General features: G+C 56.6%; 17 protein-coding genes. 12 read left to right on the plus strand and 5 right to left on the minus strand.

Annotated elements, in window-relative coordinates; genetic code table 11:
- Nucleotides 1-3 precede the first annotated feature (3 nt).
- From urtC to urtA, 3 genes are all read right to left on the minus strand, one after another.
- The gene (urtC, locus tag HCH_RS20180) at nt 4-1,257 is read right to left on the minus strand and encodes an urea ABC transporter permease subunit UrtC (protein ID WP_011398284.1); all 1,254 of its coding nucleotides are present in this window, start codon (nt 1,255-1,257) and stop codon (nt 4-6) included.
- Nucleotides 1,257-2,936, minus strand: coding sequence for an urea ABC transporter permease subunit UrtB (gene urtB / locus HCH_RS20185; RefSeq protein WP_011398285.1), 1,680 nt, complete (start codon nt 2,934-2,936; stop codon nt 1,257-1,259). Before urtB ends, urtC begins: the two co-directional genes overlap by 1 nt.
- Nucleotides 2,937-3,039: 103 nt before the next feature.
- Nucleotides 3,040-4,329, minus strand: coding sequence for an urea ABC transporter substrate-binding protein (urtA, locus tag HCH_RS20190; RefSeq protein ID WP_011398286.1), 1,290 nt, complete (start codon nt 4,327-4,329; stop codon nt 3,040-3,042).
- 322 nt (nt 4,330-4,651) lie between these two features.
- On the opposite strand from urtA, the gene HCH_RS20195 reads away from it, so the two are divergent.
- From HCH_RS20195 to pdxH, 10 genes are all read left to right on the plus strand, one after another.
- A complete protein-coding gene (locus tag HCH_RS20195; RefSeq protein ID WP_158304981.1) occupies nt 4,652-5,725 on the plus strand; it encodes an urease accessory protein UreD in 1,074 nt (357 codons plus the stop codon).
- Between the two features lie 120 nt (nt 5,726-5,845).
- Nucleotides 5,846-6,148 (plus strand): urease subunit gamma, encoded by a 303-nt coding sequence (gene ureA, locus HCH_RS20200; protein WP_011398288.1) that lies wholly within the window; start codon nt 5,846-5,848, stop codon nt 6,146-6,148.
- A 20-nt stretch (nt 6,149-6,168) separates the two neighbouring features.
- Nucleotides 6,169-6,474 (plus strand): urease subunit beta, encoded by a 306-nt coding sequence (locus tag HCH_RS20205; RefSeq protein ID WP_011398289.1) that lies wholly within the window; start codon nt 6,169-6,171, stop codon nt 6,472-6,474.
- Nucleotides 6,475-6,537: 63 nt separating this feature from the next.
- On the plus strand, nt 6,538-8,241 hold the full coding sequence (gene ureC / locus HCH_RS20210; protein ID WP_011398290.1) for an urease subunit alpha: 1,704 nt from the start codon (nt 6,538-6,540) through the stop codon (nt 8,239-8,241).
- A gap of 16 nt (nt 8,242-8,257) precedes the next feature.
- Nucleotides 8,258-8,863 (plus strand): urease accessory protein UreE, encoded by a 606-nt coding sequence (gene ureE, locus HCH_RS20215; RefSeq protein ID WP_011398291.1) that lies wholly within the window; start codon nt 8,258-8,260, stop codon nt 8,861-8,863.
- 14 nt (nt 8,864-8,877) lie between these two features.
- On the plus strand, nt 8,878-9,546 hold the full coding sequence (locus tag HCH_RS20220; protein WP_011398292.1) for an urease accessory protein UreF: 669 nt from the start codon (nt 8,878-8,880) through the stop codon (nt 9,544-9,546).
- Nucleotides 9,547-9,590: 44 nt separating this feature from the next.
- Complete coding sequence (gene ureG, locus HCH_RS20225; RefSeq protein ID WP_011398293.1) at nt 9,591-10,205, plus strand: urease accessory protein UreG; 615 nt, start codon at nt 9,591-9,593, stop codon at nt 10,203-10,205.
- Nucleotides 10,206-10,257: 52 nt separating this feature from the next.
- The gene (locus tag HCH_RS20230; protein ID WP_011398294.1) at nt 10,258-10,851 is read left to right on the plus strand and encodes a HupE/UreJ family protein; all 594 of its coding nucleotides are present in this window, start codon (nt 10,258-10,260) and stop codon (nt 10,849-10,851) included.
- A 235-nt stretch (nt 10,852-11,086) separates the two neighbouring features.
- On the plus strand, nt 11,087-11,377 hold the full coding sequence (locus HCH_RS20235; protein WP_011398295.1) for a hypothetical protein: 291 nt from the start codon (nt 11,087-11,089) through the stop codon (nt 11,375-11,377).
- A gap of 213 nt (nt 11,378-11,590) precedes the next feature.
- Nucleotides 11,591-12,229 (plus strand): pyridoxamine 5'-phosphate oxidase, encoded by a 639-nt coding sequence (pdxH, locus tag HCH_RS20240; RefSeq protein WP_011398297.1) that lies wholly within the window; start codon nt 11,591-11,593, stop codon nt 12,227-12,229.
- Nucleotides 12,230-12,266: 37 nt separating this feature from the next.
- Here the strand turns inward: pdxH and HCH_RS20245 are convergent, their stop codons facing one another.
- Nucleotides 12,267-12,842 (minus strand): hypothetical protein, encoded by a 576-nt coding sequence (locus HCH_RS20245; protein ID WP_011398298.1) that lies wholly within the window; start codon nt 12,840-12,842, stop codon nt 12,267-12,269.
- 224 nt (nt 12,843-13,066) lie between these two features.
- On the opposite strand from HCH_RS20245, the gene HCH_RS32595 reads away from it, so the two are divergent.
- Nucleotides 13,067-13,612 (plus strand): DUF6231 family protein, encoded by a 546-nt coding sequence (locus HCH_RS32595; protein ID WP_049781032.1) that lies wholly within the window; start codon nt 13,067-13,069, stop codon nt 13,610-13,612.
- Nucleotides 13,613-13,659: 47 nt separating this feature from the next.
- Here HCH_RS32595 and HCH_RS20255 read toward each other — a convergent pair whose 3' ends face one another.
- Nucleotides 13,660-14,379 carry a glutamine amidotransferase gene (locus HCH_RS20255; RefSeq protein ID WP_041598824.1) on the minus strand — a complete coding sequence of 240 codons (720 nt, stop codon included), beginning with the start codon at nt 14,377-14,379 and terminating at the stop codon, nt 13,660-13,662.
- 287 nt (nt 14,380-14,666) lie between these two features.
- On the opposite strand from HCH_RS20255, the gene HCH_RS20260 reads away from it, so the two are divergent.
- Nucleotides 14,667-14,951 (plus strand): acylphosphatase, encoded by a 285-nt coding sequence (locus tag HCH_RS20260; protein ID WP_011398302.1) that lies wholly within the window; start codon nt 14,667-14,669, stop codon nt 14,949-14,951.
- The last annotated feature ends 47 nt before the right edge of the window (nt 14,952-14,998 follow it).

Raw genomic sequence — 14,998 nt, forward strand, 5'->3', positions numbered from 1 at the left:
TCCTTATGAGCTGGGACTGACTTCAACCGGCTTGTCGGGATGGCGATCAGATGCGACAGGACGTATAGACCCACCCGAATCCGCTAACAGCGTTTCAGTTTCAGAAGACTCGCCGCCATCACCCGCTTGTTCCGGTCGTTCTGGCGTGACAGACCCGCCGCCTGACCAGATGCGTTCAAACAATCCCACCAGACCTTTAGGCAAAAACAACGTCGTGACCACGAATAACGCCCCCAGGCAATACAGCCAAAGCTCAGGGAACGCCCCCGTGAAATAACTTTTCGCGTAGTTCACCGCGATGGCGCCAATGACTGCGCCATACAGCGCGCCGCGCCCGCCGACAGCCACCCAGATGATGATTTCGATAGAGTTAATGGGAGAAAACTCACCGGGATTAATAATGCCCACCTGAGGGACATAGAGGGCGCCGGCTATTCCCGCAAGCACCGAGGAAACGACGAATACAAAGAGTTTGTATTTATCCACCCGATATCCCAAGAACCGCGTGCGCGCTTCCGCATCGCGCACCGCCACCAACACGCGTCCGAGTTTGGAGTTAACGATGCGACGGCATAGAACATATCCCAGCATGAGCGCCACGGCGGAAGCGATGAACAAGCCGCAGCGGGTGGCGTCCGATTGCAGATTGAAGCCCAGCAAATCCTTGAAGTCCGTCAACCCGTTATTGCCGCCGAATCCCATATCATTGCGGAAGAACGCCAGCATCAGGGCGTAGGTCAGCGCCTGGGTAATAATGGAGAGATAAACACCGGTGACTCGCGAGCGAAACGCCAGCCAACCGAACACGAACGCCAGCAGACCCGGCGCCAACGCCACCATCAGCATGGCGAAGCCGAAGTTATCGAAGCCATGCCAATACCAGGGCAACTCTTTCCAGTTCAAAAACACCATGAAGTCCGGCAGTAACGGGTCGCCGTAAACGCCCCGATCGCCGACCTGACGCATCAGATACATTCCCATCGCATAACCGCCCAAGGCAAAAAAAGCGCCGTGTCCCAGACTGAGAATCCCGCAGTATCCCCAAATCAGGTCAACCGCCAGCGCCAAGAGGGCATAGCAGAGGTACTTTCCGAGCAACGTCACCGTGTAGGTGGATACATGCAGCGCCGATCCCGGCGTCATGGTCAGATTCAACAGCGGCACAACTACCGCCAATGCAGCCAGCGCCAGCAGCAGGTAGCGGCCGCCTTTATCGTTCATGAGAAGTCGAGTGACAGGTCCCAATTTCATCGTCATCAGCCCTCCACCGCGCGGCCCTTGAGAGCGAACATGCCCCGCGGGTATTTCTGGATAAACAGGATGATGAAGACCAGCACCAGGATTTTCGCCAGCACCGCGCCGGCGAAGGGCTCCAACAGTTTATTGGCGACGCCCAACGACATGGCCCCGACAAATGTGCCCATGAGGTTGCCCACGCCGCCGAACACCACCACCATGAACGAATCAATAATGTAGGCCTGTCCCAGGTTAGGCCCCACATTGGTCAACTGACTTAACGCCACGCCGGCGATACCGGCGATGCCTGACCCCAGGCCAAAAGTCATCGCATCCAGCCAGCCGGTGCGAATCCCCATGGAACTGGCCATCGGCCGGTTTTGCGTCACCGCCGGCATTTGCAGACCGAACTGGGTTTTACGCAGCAACGCCGCCAGCGCCAACAACACCAAGATGCTGAAAATGATGATGTACAGACGGTTGTAGGTCAGCGACAGCGCGCCATTGATTTCAATAGAGCCCGACATCCAGTTTGGCGTGGTGACGGATTGATTCAACGAACCGAAGATAGTTCTCACCAGTTGCTGCAGACACAAGCTGATGCCGAAAGTGGCCAGCAGAGTTTCCAGGGGGCGGCCGTAAAGAAAACGGATCACGCCACGCTCGATCAGGACGCCCGCCAGACCGGACACCAGAAACGCCGCCGGGATCGCGACAAATAAAGAGTACTCAATATGGTTCGGCATCCATTGCTGAATCACAAAGGTCGTGTAAGCCCCCAGCATGATCATTTCACCGTGGGCCATATTGATAACGCCCATCACGCCAAAGGTGATGGCGAGTCCTACCGCCGCCAGCAACAGCACCGCGCCCAGACTGATGCCGAAATAGACGTTTTCTACGCCTTTATTGAAAGCGACCAGGCTTTCTATCGACGCCAACGCATCCTGCGCCGCCTGTCTCACTGCCGGGTCCGGCTCCAGGAATTCGCCTTGGCCATTGGTGTTCAAAAAGCTGCGCAGCAAAGAGCGTACTTCCACATACAGCTCGCCCTGCAATTGTTCTATCGCCGCCACTCTATCCGGCGTTGTTTCGCCATGGCGCGCCTGCAACATGGCGAGATCGACAGCCAGCAAGCCCCGAACGGAGGCGTCCTGCTCTTTTTCCAGCGCGCGCGCCAGTAGAGGAATATTGGTCGCATCATCGGACTTCATCATGTTGCGCGCCGCTTCCAGGCGCACATTCAGATCCGGCGAACGCAATTGCAGCGCCGCCAGGTTTTCCCGCAGCAACTGTCGCAAGGAGTTATTCACGCTGATCTTCTTGAACGCGCGCTTCTCAACGTCCTCCGCCACTTCGCCGGTCAAGACGTTTTCTGCGCTATAAAGATCATTGGCGTAGCGCAGGATAACCACCTCGCCCTCGCCTTTCTTGGCGTATTGCAGATCGCCTTCCAGCAACGCGGTGAGAACAGGAACAACCTGCGGATGTTCTATTTCACTCAGATCACGCACCAGTTGCTCTTTTTCTGAGAAACCCGCCGTTTTCAGTTGCGCCAGTATCGGCGCCATATCAGAGTTGGCGGCTGCCGCCTGAGCGCCAAAGCTCAACGCAAGCAGGATGGGAATCAACATAACGCGGCCCGGATTGAAAAAGTCGAGCCGCCATAAAAAGGAAAACAGGAGGGAAAGTCGTCGCATGTGTCATTCTTTCCGTAGCGTTTACGCCCAGCGGAAGTTTGCGCCGGGACGCCGGCCGCAACCGGCGCCCCAGCTAATTCCACGATGGGATGGGCGAAGTCAATTAATAGTTTTGCCCGGAGCACTTACCGGTTTTGACGTTGAAGTTGCCGCAGCTTAGCGGCATGGTCCAATCCGCGGTCAGGTCTTTGCTGCCCGGCAGATAGTCAGACCAGGCGTCGCCCATGACAGCGCCGGAAGTACGCCACACCGTTTCAAACTGACCGTCTTCCTGAATTTCACCGATCAGCACCGGCTTGGTGATGTGGTGGTTCGGCATCATGGTGGCGTAGCCGCCGGAAAGGTTGGGCACTGTCACGCCGACAATAGCCTGCCCTACCACGTCAGGATCAGTGGTCCCTGCTTTTTTGACCGCTTCCGCCCACATGTTGAAGCCGATGTAGTGCGCTTCCATGGGATCGTTGGTGACGCGCTTTTTATCCTTGATAAAGGTTTTCCAGGAATCGATGAAGTCATCGTTGACTTCCGCGTCCACGCTCATAAAGTAGTTCCAGGCCGCCAAGTGGCCCACCAGAGGCTTGGTATCCAGGCCGGACAACTCTTCTTCGCCGACCGAGAACGCTACGACCGGAATGTCTTCCGCGGAAATACCCTGGTTGCCCAGCTCTTTATAAAAAGGCACGTTGGCGTCGCCGTTGATGGTGGACACTACTGCGGTCTTCTTGCCGGCGGAGCCGAACTTCTTGATGTCGGAGACAATGCTCTGCCAGTCGGAATGCCCGAAAGGCGTATAGTTGATCAGGATGTCTTCCTGTTTGACGCCTTTCGATTTCAGATAGGCTTCCAGGATCTTGTTGGTGGTGCGCGGATACACATAGTCGGTGCCCGCCAACACCCAGCGCTGCACGCCCAATTCATCCATTAAATAGTCCACCGCGGGCACCGCCTGCTGGTTCGGCGCGGCGCCGGTATAGAAAACGTTTTTGGAGGACTCTTCCCCTTCGTATTGCACCGGATAGAACAACAGGCCGTTCAGCTCTTCAAACACCGGCAATACGGATTTGCGCGAGACGGAGGTCCAGCAACCGAACACCACATCCACTTTGTCTTTTTCCAACAGCTCACGCGCTTTTTCTGCAAACAGCGGCCAGTTGGAAGCGGGATCAACCACGACGGCTTCCAGCTTCTTGCCAAGCAGGCCGCCTTTCTTATTTTGCTCATCCACGAGCATGAGAACGGTATCCTTCAGAGTTGTCTCGCTGATAGCCATGGTTCCGCTCAGGCTGTGCAGAACGCCCACCTTAATGGTGTCCGCCGCCTGCGCCAGGGAGGCGCTGATCGAAAGGGCCAACGCGCTCAAACCAGTCCCAACACGCCTAGACATTTTTTTCATTGTACGAACTCCGATACGGGTTAATGTTGTGAGTTTCTCCCGTCGCAAAGCAACGCACGCAGTGTTCCACCACTTTTTTATCTCTTTGTTTTCATAACGTTACATTTGAAAACCCAAGGATACGTAGTTTTACGGAGCCGCCATTCGCACCAGTGTGACCCATGTCTCATGCATGGGGGCACAATATCGGGGCGCGCTCAAAAAATGTCTGACGACCCACTTAAGGCGCACCAAAGCCATGAACCAAAGCGGTGCAAAAACAAAGTCCCTGAACGCTTTTAAACCACCGCCTCCGCCCTGTCAGCGCCAAAATGGCGAGGGGTTGGCACAGCATTCGCTTAATGACTTGCCACAACGAGACAGAAACGAGCGCGCCCACGCATTGTTTCAGGGCGCAGCAGGTAAGAAGAAAGTCGCGGACAGAGATCGCGACCTCAGCGTAAAGGTACGCAGCGTAATGCTTGCAGAGCAATTCACCGATAAAAACAAGCATGCGGAGCAGGAATTGAGTCCTGGCTCTTCCGCCGTCACCGGCGCCAGAAACTGGCGGGCGTCGCTCACGCTAAACCTGACCAAAGAGTCAAATCGCACCATATTGAAGCAAGCCGCTCACCAAGGCCCTCTGCGGGTGCAGCGACCGTTTTATCCAGAGGGCGCGCAGCGTCCCCACATCTATATATTGCATCCTCCAGGCGGTCTGGTTTGTGGAGATGAAATCGAGATTGACGCCAAACTGGAGCACGGCGCGGAAGCGCTGCTCACGACCCCCTCCGCCGGCAAAATCTATCGCACTGACGCCGCCGGACACCGGCAATGTCAGACCGTTCGGCTCAACTGCGCCGACGCCCAAAGTCTGGAGTGGCTGCCCCAGGAAAACATCATTTATGACGGCGCCGAAGGCGCACAGACATTGCTGTTGGAGACCAGCGCCGCCAGCCGCTTTATCGCCTGGGAAATCACCGCGTTGGGGCGTCCGGCGGCGGACGCGCCATTCGCCAGCGGCGCGTTTACCCAAACCACCCGGATTTTGCGTGACAGCGCGCCCTGCTTCTTCGAACGGGTCGCGTTACGCGGCGAAGGTCCCGGATTTCAAGAGCCCTGGGGACTGCAGGGTCAACAGGTTTACGGATCGCTGTTGGCCGGATATGTGCAGGATTCGCCGCAGAAGCGGCTGCAACAGTGCCGCGAGGCGTTACAGGCAAATACAGCCATCGCCGCCCTCGGCGATAGCAAAGACCTGCGCTGGACCCTGACGCGCAAGGACGACCTGATCATTCTGCGCGCCCTGTGCCAGCAGTCGGAACCCATCAAGCGGTTGTTTATGGCGGCGTGGTCACTACTGCGTCCAGCGTTAATCGGCGTAGAGAGCCATCCGCCGCGGATATGGGCGACCTGACGCAGGCCTGTCTTATGGCGAGAACCGATAACGCTCCAAAGACTGCCAACACCGCAGTAACTGAAGCATCACAGTCATCGAAGAATAAAAGTAACCGCAAGATAAAAGAGGAAGTTCACCATGGAACTCACCCCCAGAGAAAAAGACAAACTGCTGCTGTACACCGCCGCACTGGTGGCGGAGCGTCGCAAAGCACGGGGATTGAAACTGAATTATCCAGAGGCGATGGCCTACCTGAGCATGGAAATTGTGGAAGGCGCCCGGGACGGCCGTAGCGTTGCGGAATTGATGGCGTACGGCCGCACGCTGCTGTCTCGGGATGACGTCATGGAGGGCATACCGGAAATGATTCCAGAGGTGCAGGTGGAAGCAACGTTTCCGGACGGCACCAAGCTGGTCACTGTCCACAACCCTATCCCTTAATCGCCTGCGGAGATCCAACCATGATTCCAGGAGAAATAGACGCCCTCCCCGGCGACATCGACATTAACGCCGGCCTGCCGACCGTCACTGTGGAAGTCACCAATACCGGCGACCGGCCGGTGCAAGTGGGCTCTCATTATCACTTTTTTGAAACCAACCCGGCGCTGTCCTTTACGCGAGCGCAGACGCGCGGCTTCCGCCTGAACATCGCCGCCGGAACCGCCGTGCGCTTCGAGCCCGGACAAACCCGCACTGTGGAGCTGGTCGCCCTGGGTGGAGAGCGCAAGGTTTACGGCTTTCGCGGCGATGTCATGGGCGACTTATGACGACGCCCGGCGCGACAAAAATAATGCAGCACGCAAACAGGTTACACAGCAGGACTTATCACCATGGCAAAGATTTCTAGAGCCGCCTACGCCGACATGTTCGGGCCAACCGTAGGCGACCGGGTGCGTCTGGGCGACACCGAATTATGGATCGAAGTGGAAAAAGATTACGCCACCTACGGCCACGAAGTGAAATTCGGCGGCGGCAAGGTCATCCGCGATGGCATGGGGCAGTCGCAACGCCCTAATACAGAAGCGGTGGACACCGTCATCACCAATGCCTTGATCCTCGACCACTGGGGCGTCGTCAAGGCGGATATCGGGCTCAAGCAGGGTCGCATCGCCGCCATCGGCAAAGCCGGCAACCCGGACATACAGGACAACATCGACATCATTATCGGTCCCGGCACGGAAGTTATCGCTGGCGAAGGTATGATCGCCACCGCCGGCGGCATCGACGCCCACATACATTTCATCTGTCCGCAGCAAATCGAAGAAGCGTTGATGTCCGGCGTCACCACCATGCTGGGCGGCGGCGCCGGTCCCGCCACCGGCACCAACGCCACCACCTGCACGCCCGGCCCCTGGCATATGGGCAAGATGCTGCAGGCCGCCGACGCTTTTCCCATGAACCTGGGCTTTCTCGGCAAAGGCAACGCCAGCCTTCCGGCAGCGCTGGAAGAGCAAATGCTCGCCGGCGCCATGGGCTTGAAGCTGCATGAGGACTGGGGCACCACTCCCGCCTCCATCGACAACTGCCTCAATATCGCCGAAAAATACGACGTGCAGGTGGCCATCCACACCGACACGCTGAACGAATCCGGATTTGTGGAAGACACGCTGGCGGCGTTCAAAGGACGCACCATCCACACCTATCACACCGAAGGCGCCGGCGGCGGTCACGCGCCGGACATCATCAAAGCCTGCGGCGAGTTGAATGTGCTGCCCTCCTCGACTAATCCGACCCGGCCTTACACCATCAACACGGTGGACGAGCATCTGGACATGCTCATGGTGTGTCACCATCTGGACCCGGATATCCCAGAAGACGTCGCCTTCGCCGATTCCCGCATCCGCAAGGAAACCATTGCCGCGGAAGACATCCTGCACGATCTTGGCGCATTCAGCATGATCTCCTCCGACTCCCAGGCCATGGGCCGGGTTGGCGAGGTGGTTTGCCGCACCTGGCAGACCGCCCACAAAATGAAAGTGCAGCGCGGACCGCTGGCGCAGGATTCCGAGCGCGCCGACAACTTTCGCGCCAAACGCTACATCGCCAAGTACACCATCAATCCCGCTATTGCTCACGGCATCGCCCATGAAGTGGGATCGCTTGAGCCCGGCAAGCTGGCGGATATCATTTTATGGCGGCCGGCCTTCTTCGGCGCCAAGCCCTCTCTGATCATCAAAGGCGGCATGATCGCCGCCGCTCCCATGGGCGACGCCAACGCATCCATCCCGACGCCACAGCCGGTGCATTATCGCCCCATGTTCGGCGCGTTTGGTCGGGCCATGCAGCAGACCCGTCTCACCTTTGTCTGTCAGGCCGCCCTGGATAACGGAGTAAAAGAGCAGTTTGGTTTGCAGTCCCCGCTCAGCGCCTGTCGCAATACCCGCACCGTCACTAAAAAGAGCATGGTGCTGAACGACCTGACGCCGCAGATGGAAGTGGATTCGCAGACTTATGAAGTGCGCGCCAACGGCGAGCTGCTGGTCTGCGAGCCCGCGAAAGTGCTGCCTCTGGCGCAGCGTTATTTTCTGTTTTAAAAGGCGGAGACAAAGCATGATTCGCATCACCGAACGCTATATCGAGACCGAACAGACGCCCGTCATCGCCGGCGTCATCAGTCTGACTTACGATGAACGCAAACGCGGCCGCTTGCGCGCCAAAACCCAGTCTGGAGAAGACGTCGGCCTGTTTCTGGAGCGCGGTAAAACGTTACTCGACGGCGACCTGCTGATGGCTGAAAACGGCGATATTTACACCATCAGCGCCGCGCCGGAAACCGTCGCCACAGCCCAGGCCAACGATCCGCGTCAGTTCGCGCAAATTTGCTATCACCTGGGCAACCGACATACGCCGCTACAGATTGGCGAGCTCTGGGTGCGCTTCCAACCGGACCATGTTCTGGAGGATCTGTGCCGCCTGTATGGGTTGGATGTCGTTCGAGAGTCCGCGCCTTTCAATCCGGAAAACGGCGCCTATGGCGGACATAGCGGACATAGCGGACATAGCGGACATAGCGGCCACCATCATGGCCATGACCACTCCCATGAGCAAAGTCGCCAAGACGCTAAAGAGCTCAGTGCGCGCTACCACTTTCACGCTCCGGACCATGAGCATCCCCATGGCCATGTTCACCTTCACGCGCACCCGCACGAGCATTAGAGGACTCGCCGCCCATGCCGCCTTTAGCGTTGCTGAAACTCATGAACCTGATCAGCCCGGCTCTGCCGGTGGGCGCTTTCGCCTACTCGCAGGGATTGGAGTGGGCCATAGATCACGGGGGCATCGACACGCCGGAGAAAATCCACGACTGGCTGCAGGGCGTGATCAGCCAGGGGCTTGGGAAAACCGATCTGCCTGTGCTGTTTAAACTACTCCAGGCCTGGGGCGCCAATGACCATGAACAAATCAATTCCTGGAACGCCTGGCTGCTCGCTGCTCGCGAAACCCAAGAGCTACTGGACGAAGACCGCCATGTCGGCAAAGCCCTGGCCAAGCTTCTGCGCGACCTGAACGTCCCCGGCGCGGAGCCGTGGCTGGAACGACCGGCGTCCCTGCTGACATTGTGGACGCTGGCCTGCGCGCATTGGGACATTGATGCGGAGAGCGCCGCCCTGGGATTCCTTTGGAGCTGGCTGGAAAACCAGATCGCCGTGGCGGGAAAGACATTGCCATTGGCGCAAACCGCAGCGCAACGCATATTGCAGCGGCTGATGCCGGTTCTGACGGAAACGGTTGCGGCCGCCACACAGATAAAAGAAGAGGATTTCGGCGCGTCCCTGCCCGGCTGGGCCATGGCCTGCGCCAATCACGAAACGCAATACTCGCGCCTGTTCCGATCCTGAACAGGGTCGCAGGACAATAAACATCATCTGGAGGTAACGCTTTTATGAGCACACAAACTTTGCGCGTCGGCATCGGCGGCCCGGTGGGCTCCGGCAAAACAGCGCTGGTGGCCCGTCTGTGCCAGGAGCTGCGGGAGCGCTTTAATATCGCCGTGGTCACCAACGATATCTATACGGAAGAAGACGCCCAGTTCCTGATCCGGCATCAGGCGCTCACCGAAGACCGCATCATCGGCGTGGAAACCGGCGGTTGTCCCCACACCGCCATTCGGGAAGACGCTTCCATGAACCTCGCCGCCATCGACACGCTGACCGCGCGCCATCCCGGACTCGATCTGGTGTTGGTGGAAAGCGGCGGCGACAATCTGAGCGCGACGTTCAGTCCAGAGCTGTCCGACCTTACTCTTTATGTTATCGACGTATCCGCCGGCGACAAGATTCCCCGCAAAGGCGGCCCGGGCATCACCAAGTCCGATCTGTTGATCATCAATAAGACCGATCTGGCGCCAATCGTGGGCGCTTCATTGGAGGTCATGGATCGCGACGCCAGGAAAATGCGCGGTGACAAACCCTTTATTTTCAGTAATATGAAGACCGGCGAAGGCCTTCAGGACATCATCCGTTTTATTATTGACCAAGGTATGCTGCAAGCGGCTTAACATTGCAAGCGCACGACGACACAGCACTCATTTCCAACAAGGGAGCAGATAAATGCGATTCACCAAAGCTCAACTACTATTACTCACTACAGGCCTGGGCGCCTCCATGGCCGCTGTCGCCCATCCGGGTCACGGCGTCGTCGGCGGATTTTTCTCAGGATTGACTCACCCCATATTCGACCTGGACCACCTCGTCGCCATGCTGGGCGTGGGCTTCCTCGCCTGGAAAACCGGTCAGAAAGCGCGTCTGTTGCTGGCGTTTCTCGGCGCCATGTTGGCTGGCGGCCTGCTGGCGGCGTCAAGCGTGAGCCTGCCGATTCCTGAAGCCATGATCACTGCCTCTCTGTTCGTGCTGGGCGCGGCGCTGCTGGTGGCGGGAAACAGCCGTATGCTGACTCTGGCGGCAGCGCCGCTGGTTGCGTTGTTCGCGGTTTTCCATGGCTACGCTCACGTTGCGGAACAACCTGCCGGCGCTGATTCTTTCAGCTATGTCAGCGGATTCATTCTGGCGACAGCGATGATTCAGCTTGTGGGCTGGGGCGTTGCGGCGCTGGCCAAGCGTTATGAAAAAACCAACGCTACCCGTAAAACCCTTGGCGCTGGCGCAATCGCCACAGGCGTCGCCGCGGTGGCTTCCGCTTTCTGATATTGAGCGACTCCCTGCGTCCGTGTTGGCGGCTGCCCACGGACGCACTCTCCCCGACAGCTCTCACAAGCCGACTTCGCAGAACTATTCTGCGCCACTGAAAAATCAGCGTTGGCGTTTCCCTCAATTTTTTCCTATGTTATTACCCTGCAGTAACGGAATAACGAGCAGTATCGGAGCTAGTAGTCCGCAGTTAGCGATTAATAAATGAAGGCTTCCGGCAGGAGTTCATTGGATGATCAGCGTCAAGTCGCCTCTTAATGCGCGCAATCAAAATGAAACCTGCTATCTCCACAATAAAACTGCAACCTTAGTGAGGGAATACCACATGCATAATCAACAACAATTGGAGACTTTTTCCGACATCGAACTCATGCGGCTCGAAGAACTGGTCGTGATGAATTTCGACGCCTCCGATGAAGACAGCCTGCGTGATTCGCTTGATTTTCTGCATTCCATCGAACGGGAACTGGGCTATCGCGGCCTGACGGAAAGCTTCGGCCTGAACCACTCTCAGGCGGCCTGAACCGTTCCGGGCGAATTAGGCAGTATCGCCCTGTTTTTTATTTCTCTTATCTCTCCTGTCTTCAACTCTCCTTGCCCGACTCTCCCTTGTTCGCCCTCAGGCGCGCCCTCCACTTCTCCGGTGAGCGAATCGGCGTGAATTGCCGTACAATACCAGTCATACCGTCGGCGGAATCATCCGCTAAATCATCAGCTTGTCCGGATTGCAGCACTCATGAAACTAGACGACATCAGACGCGAGTACCTCTACGCCGGCCTGTCCCGTAAAGACCTGGCCGACGACCCCATTGTTCAGTTCAAAAACTGGTTGCAGACGGCGATCGACGCCGATCTCAACGCCGACCCCACCGCCATGTCCCTGGCGACGGTCAATGCGCAGGGCGTTCCCAGCCAACGCATCGTATTGCTGAAAAACCTGGACCCCTCCGGATTCGTGTTCTACACCAACCTGGGTAGCCGCAAGGCGCAGAATATCGCTGAAAACGCCAACGTCAGCCTGCATTTCGCGTGGCTGCCAATGGAGCGTCAGATATGCGTCACCGGTGTGGCGGAAAAGCTCTCCATCGCCGAAGCCACCCGCTATTTTCTGAGCCGCCCCCATGAGTCACAGGTCGCGGCATGGGCCTCTCAACAAAGTCAGGGAATAGGTTCGCGCAAACTACTGGAGCAGGCGTTTGAACAGATGAAAAACCGTTTCAAGCAAGGCGAAGTGCCGTTGCCGTCATTCTGGGGAGGATACAGGGTGAAGCCAGTTACGATTGAGTTCTGGCAAGGCCGCGCCAATCGGTTGCATGACCGCTTTTTGTATAAAAAGACCGATGAGAATTGGGAGATTGAGCGACTGCAGCCGTAAGCTGCAGTCCCTTGCGATATCTGTAATCCGACGACAATCAGTCGCCTATACCACCGCCGCTCTCGTCCATAAATTTACGCAGCTTGCTCATATGCGGTTTGACCGCTTCGACATCCGCGGGCGGCGCGTTTTTGAACTTCTCCATCATCGCCAGGCCCTGCTGCATCATGTCGCGCATCATTTGTTTCTGCTCGGCGCTGATATTCGGATTCTTCTCCAGCTCCGCCAATTGCTGCTTCATGGCGTCCATATCGACTTGCTGCCCCTGCATCTCAATCGCCGCATAGGCGCCGAAAATACGCAGCGCCGCGCTGGCCCACTCTTCTGGAGTGGAGAAACCGTAGCCTTCCACAATATCTTCAACCTGACCATACAAACCTGAGGCTTTCAGAGGCGCGACAATGTCGTCGATATTAGTGGGGATCATCTCATTGTCTTTTTCATATTTGGATAATTCTTCTTCGTGCTTCTCGCCCCACTCCTGCACGGCTTTCTGAGACTTAATCCAGCGGTCAATGAGGTCTCCGGTCAATGGGGCTTCCGCCTGAACAAACAAACTGAAGCAGAATGTGAACAATGCCACACCTATTTTTGACAGAGTTCTACTTTGCATATATTTCTCCGAGTTTCATTGAGTTGCGCTATCGAATAAAAGCGCTTTCTAGTTTGTTATCGCATTTCGAGAATACGCTTTCGAGTTTAATGGATAATCCGTCTAACGCGCCAGCATAGGCTTTACTACACTCTAATTGTCTGAAGCAATTCAGAGTCTTTTTCATTTCATTTCTTCGTTTACCCTGCTTAAATACTTGCAGATACCAAGTAACAGTAGCGCTGATGGATCAGCGCTTTTTTTGTATTCGCTCCGCTATCCGTACTGACTGCACCATAGGTGGAATCCAAGTGGCCACTTCGCCAAACGACCTGCTATTCGACTGGCTGACCGTCATGTCCCCGACTTGCGTCCTGAACACCGGTCCGGCGCAACCACCCGCGTTGCGCAGATACAGTGAAGACAGGCAGGTGAATGTGGCCTGCGCCGCCACGACGGCGGAGATTGCGGGAATCGATAGCCACCCTGAAGCCGCCATCATCAGTGATACGGTAGAGAGACTTCCCTTCCTGGCAGGACAAGCATTGCTGGCTGCCCCGCGTAATCTGCTGATACCCAATGTGCTGGCGACCATAGATCATAATCAATCGCCTGAGTGGGACTTTAATCACTTGATTGCACTGGGATTTCGTCGCCTGGAGATTTTTACCGACCCTAATCGGGCGCTGGCGGTTTACGCTTATTCCATCACGGATTACAACCCCAAACGGGCGTGGAACAATGCGGAAAACTGGGCGAACCCGGAGATGTTCGGCAAGTATTGGTGGTGAACCCAACACGCTCCGTCTATTAGCCAATCACTTCAAACAAGGCGGCTCTAAGCAAAGCCGCGCAGGCACCCTTCCGCGAAAATCTCCAACACTCTCTGAGCGTCAAAACAATCCTGCAAATGCGCCTCCAGTTGCAGTCGTTGCGCCGGCGGAATCTGATCACGGTATACGGACAAGTATGCAGACATGATCGGACAGGTAAACTCGGGATGGAACTGCACGCCCCAGGTACGTGCGCCATAGCGGAACGCCTGATGCTTCACCCGCCCGCTGCTGGCCAGGTTCACCGCCCCTTCCGGTAGAGTGAGTACAGACTGCGCATGCGTCAGGTGGGCATGAAAAATATGAGGGAGTCGCGAAAAGATATAGTCGTCGCTGTCGAAAGCATGATTGGTGATCAGCAGGGAGCCGATTTCACGTCCGTCAGGTTGATAGTCCACCACACCGCCCAGGGCGTCAGCCAATAATTGGTGACCGTAGCAGACTCCCAGCAGCGGCAGACCTCGCTCTATCGCCAGTCGCATCCAGCGTCCCAGATCTTCCGACCATTGCGCCCGATCCGTCACCATCGCCGGTGAGCCAGTGACGACGCAACCAATAAAATCTCCTTCCGGCGCGTCATGGTGCATATGGGTATTCCACAAATGGGTGGATATCCCCATTTTGTCGAAAACATCAATAAACCAACTATCAAAATTACCGAACTCTTCAAGGATCGCCGGATGCGTGTCCCCACAGAGCGCGATCAGCAGTTTTCCTGTTTCCATATCACCCAACGCCTTCATTAAAGCCAAGCCGCCCGCACTGAGACTTCAAAGGAAACCCCATGAAGCAGTCACCGCATCTATTATAATTTAAGCCTCTACACGCGCTTTTTACTAAATATAGTGATAAACCTATCAGAAGTATGCGCTCTTAGACGCCGACAGATAAGCTTGGTGATTAAAAGCGGCCTTCACACCGCCTAAAAACAAAGAAAAAGCCAACGAGCCCCGTTCTGCGCCTTGGCGTAGCATGACTAAAGAGAGCGCAATCAACGCAACAAGCGAAGGAGATGAAAGTGCAGGATAAACAACACATCCGCGCCTGGGTCAGCGGCAAAGTCCAGGGAGTCTGGTATCGCAACTCCACCCGCCAGGTCGCCGAACGCCTCCACGTACTCGGCTACGCCAAAAACCTGCCGGACGGCCGCGTCGAAGTCCTCGCTTACGGCGACACCGAAGCCGTCAACCAACTCATAGACTGGCTCCACGACGGCCCCGAAGCCGCCATCGTCACAGAAGTCAAAACTAAGCAGGTGGAGGGAGAAACGCCGCCGTTGGGGTTTGAGGTGTGTTAGGGAGAAAAGGGCTTTAGCGCAGAGCTGTTCCCGTCTATACGAAGAAG

Origin of the sequence: Hahella chejuensis KCTC 2396, assembly GCF_000012985.1 — a bacterium.
GTDB lineage: Bacteria > Pseudomonadota > Gammaproteobacteria > Pseudomonadales > Oleiphilaceae > Hahella > Hahella chejuensis.

Coding starts and splice junctions, on each gene's coding strand:
- urtC (WP_011398284.1), bottom strand. CDS start 1,257: ATGACGATGAAATTGGGACCTGTCACTCGACTTCTCATGAACGATAAA.
- urtB (WP_011398285.1), bottom strand. CDS start 2,936: ATGCGACGACTTTCCCTCCTGTTTTCCTTTTTATGGCGGCTCGACTTT.
- urtA (WP_011398286.1), bottom strand. CDS start 4,329: ATGAAAAAAATGTCTAGGCGTGTTGGGACTGGTTTGAGCGCGTTGGCC.
- ureA (WP_011398288.1), top strand. CDS start 5,846: ATGGAACTCACCCCCAGAGAAAAAGACAAACTGCTGCTGTACACCGCC.
- HCH_RS20205 (WP_011398289.1), top strand. CDS start 6,169: ATGATTCCAGGAGAAATAGACGCCCTCCCCGGCGACATCGACATTAAC.
- ureC (WP_011398290.1), top strand. CDS start 6,538: ATGGCAAAGATTTCTAGAGCCGCCTACGCCGACATGTTCGGGCCAACC.
- ureE (WP_011398291.1), top strand. CDS start 8,258: ATGATTCGCATCACCGAACGCTATATCGAGACCGAACAGACGCCCGTC.
- HCH_RS20220 (WP_011398292.1), top strand. CDS start 8,878: ATGCCGCCTTTAGCGTTGCTGAAACTCATGAACCTGATCAGCCCGGCT.
- ureG (WP_011398293.1), top strand. CDS start 9,591: ATGAGCACACAAACTTTGCGCGTCGGCATCGGCGGCCCGGTGGGCTCC.
- HCH_RS20230 (WP_011398294.1), top strand. CDS start 10,258: ATGCGATTCACCAAAGCTCAACTACTATTACTCACTACAGGCCTGGGC.
- HCH_RS20235 (WP_011398295.1), top strand. CDS start 11,087: ATGATCAGCGTCAAGTCGCCTCTTAATGCGCGCAATCAAAATGAAACC.
- pdxH (WP_011398297.1), top strand. CDS start 11,591: ATGAAACTAGACGACATCAGACGCGAGTACCTCTACGCCGGCCTGTCC.
- HCH_RS20245 (WP_011398298.1), bottom strand. CDS start 12,842: ATGCAAAGTAGAACTCTGTCAAAAATAGGTGTGGCATTGTTCACATTC.
- HCH_RS32595 (WP_049781032.1), top strand. CDS start 13,067: ATGGATCAGCGCTTTTTTTGTATTCGCTCCGCTATCCGTACTGACTGC.
- HCH_RS20255 (WP_041598824.1), bottom strand. CDS start 14,379: ATGGAAACAGGAAAACTGCTGATCGCGCTCTGTGGGGACACGCATCCG.
- HCH_RS20260 (WP_011398302.1), top strand. CDS start 14,667: ATGAAAGTGCAGGATAAACAACACATCCGCGCCTGGGTCAGCGGCAAA.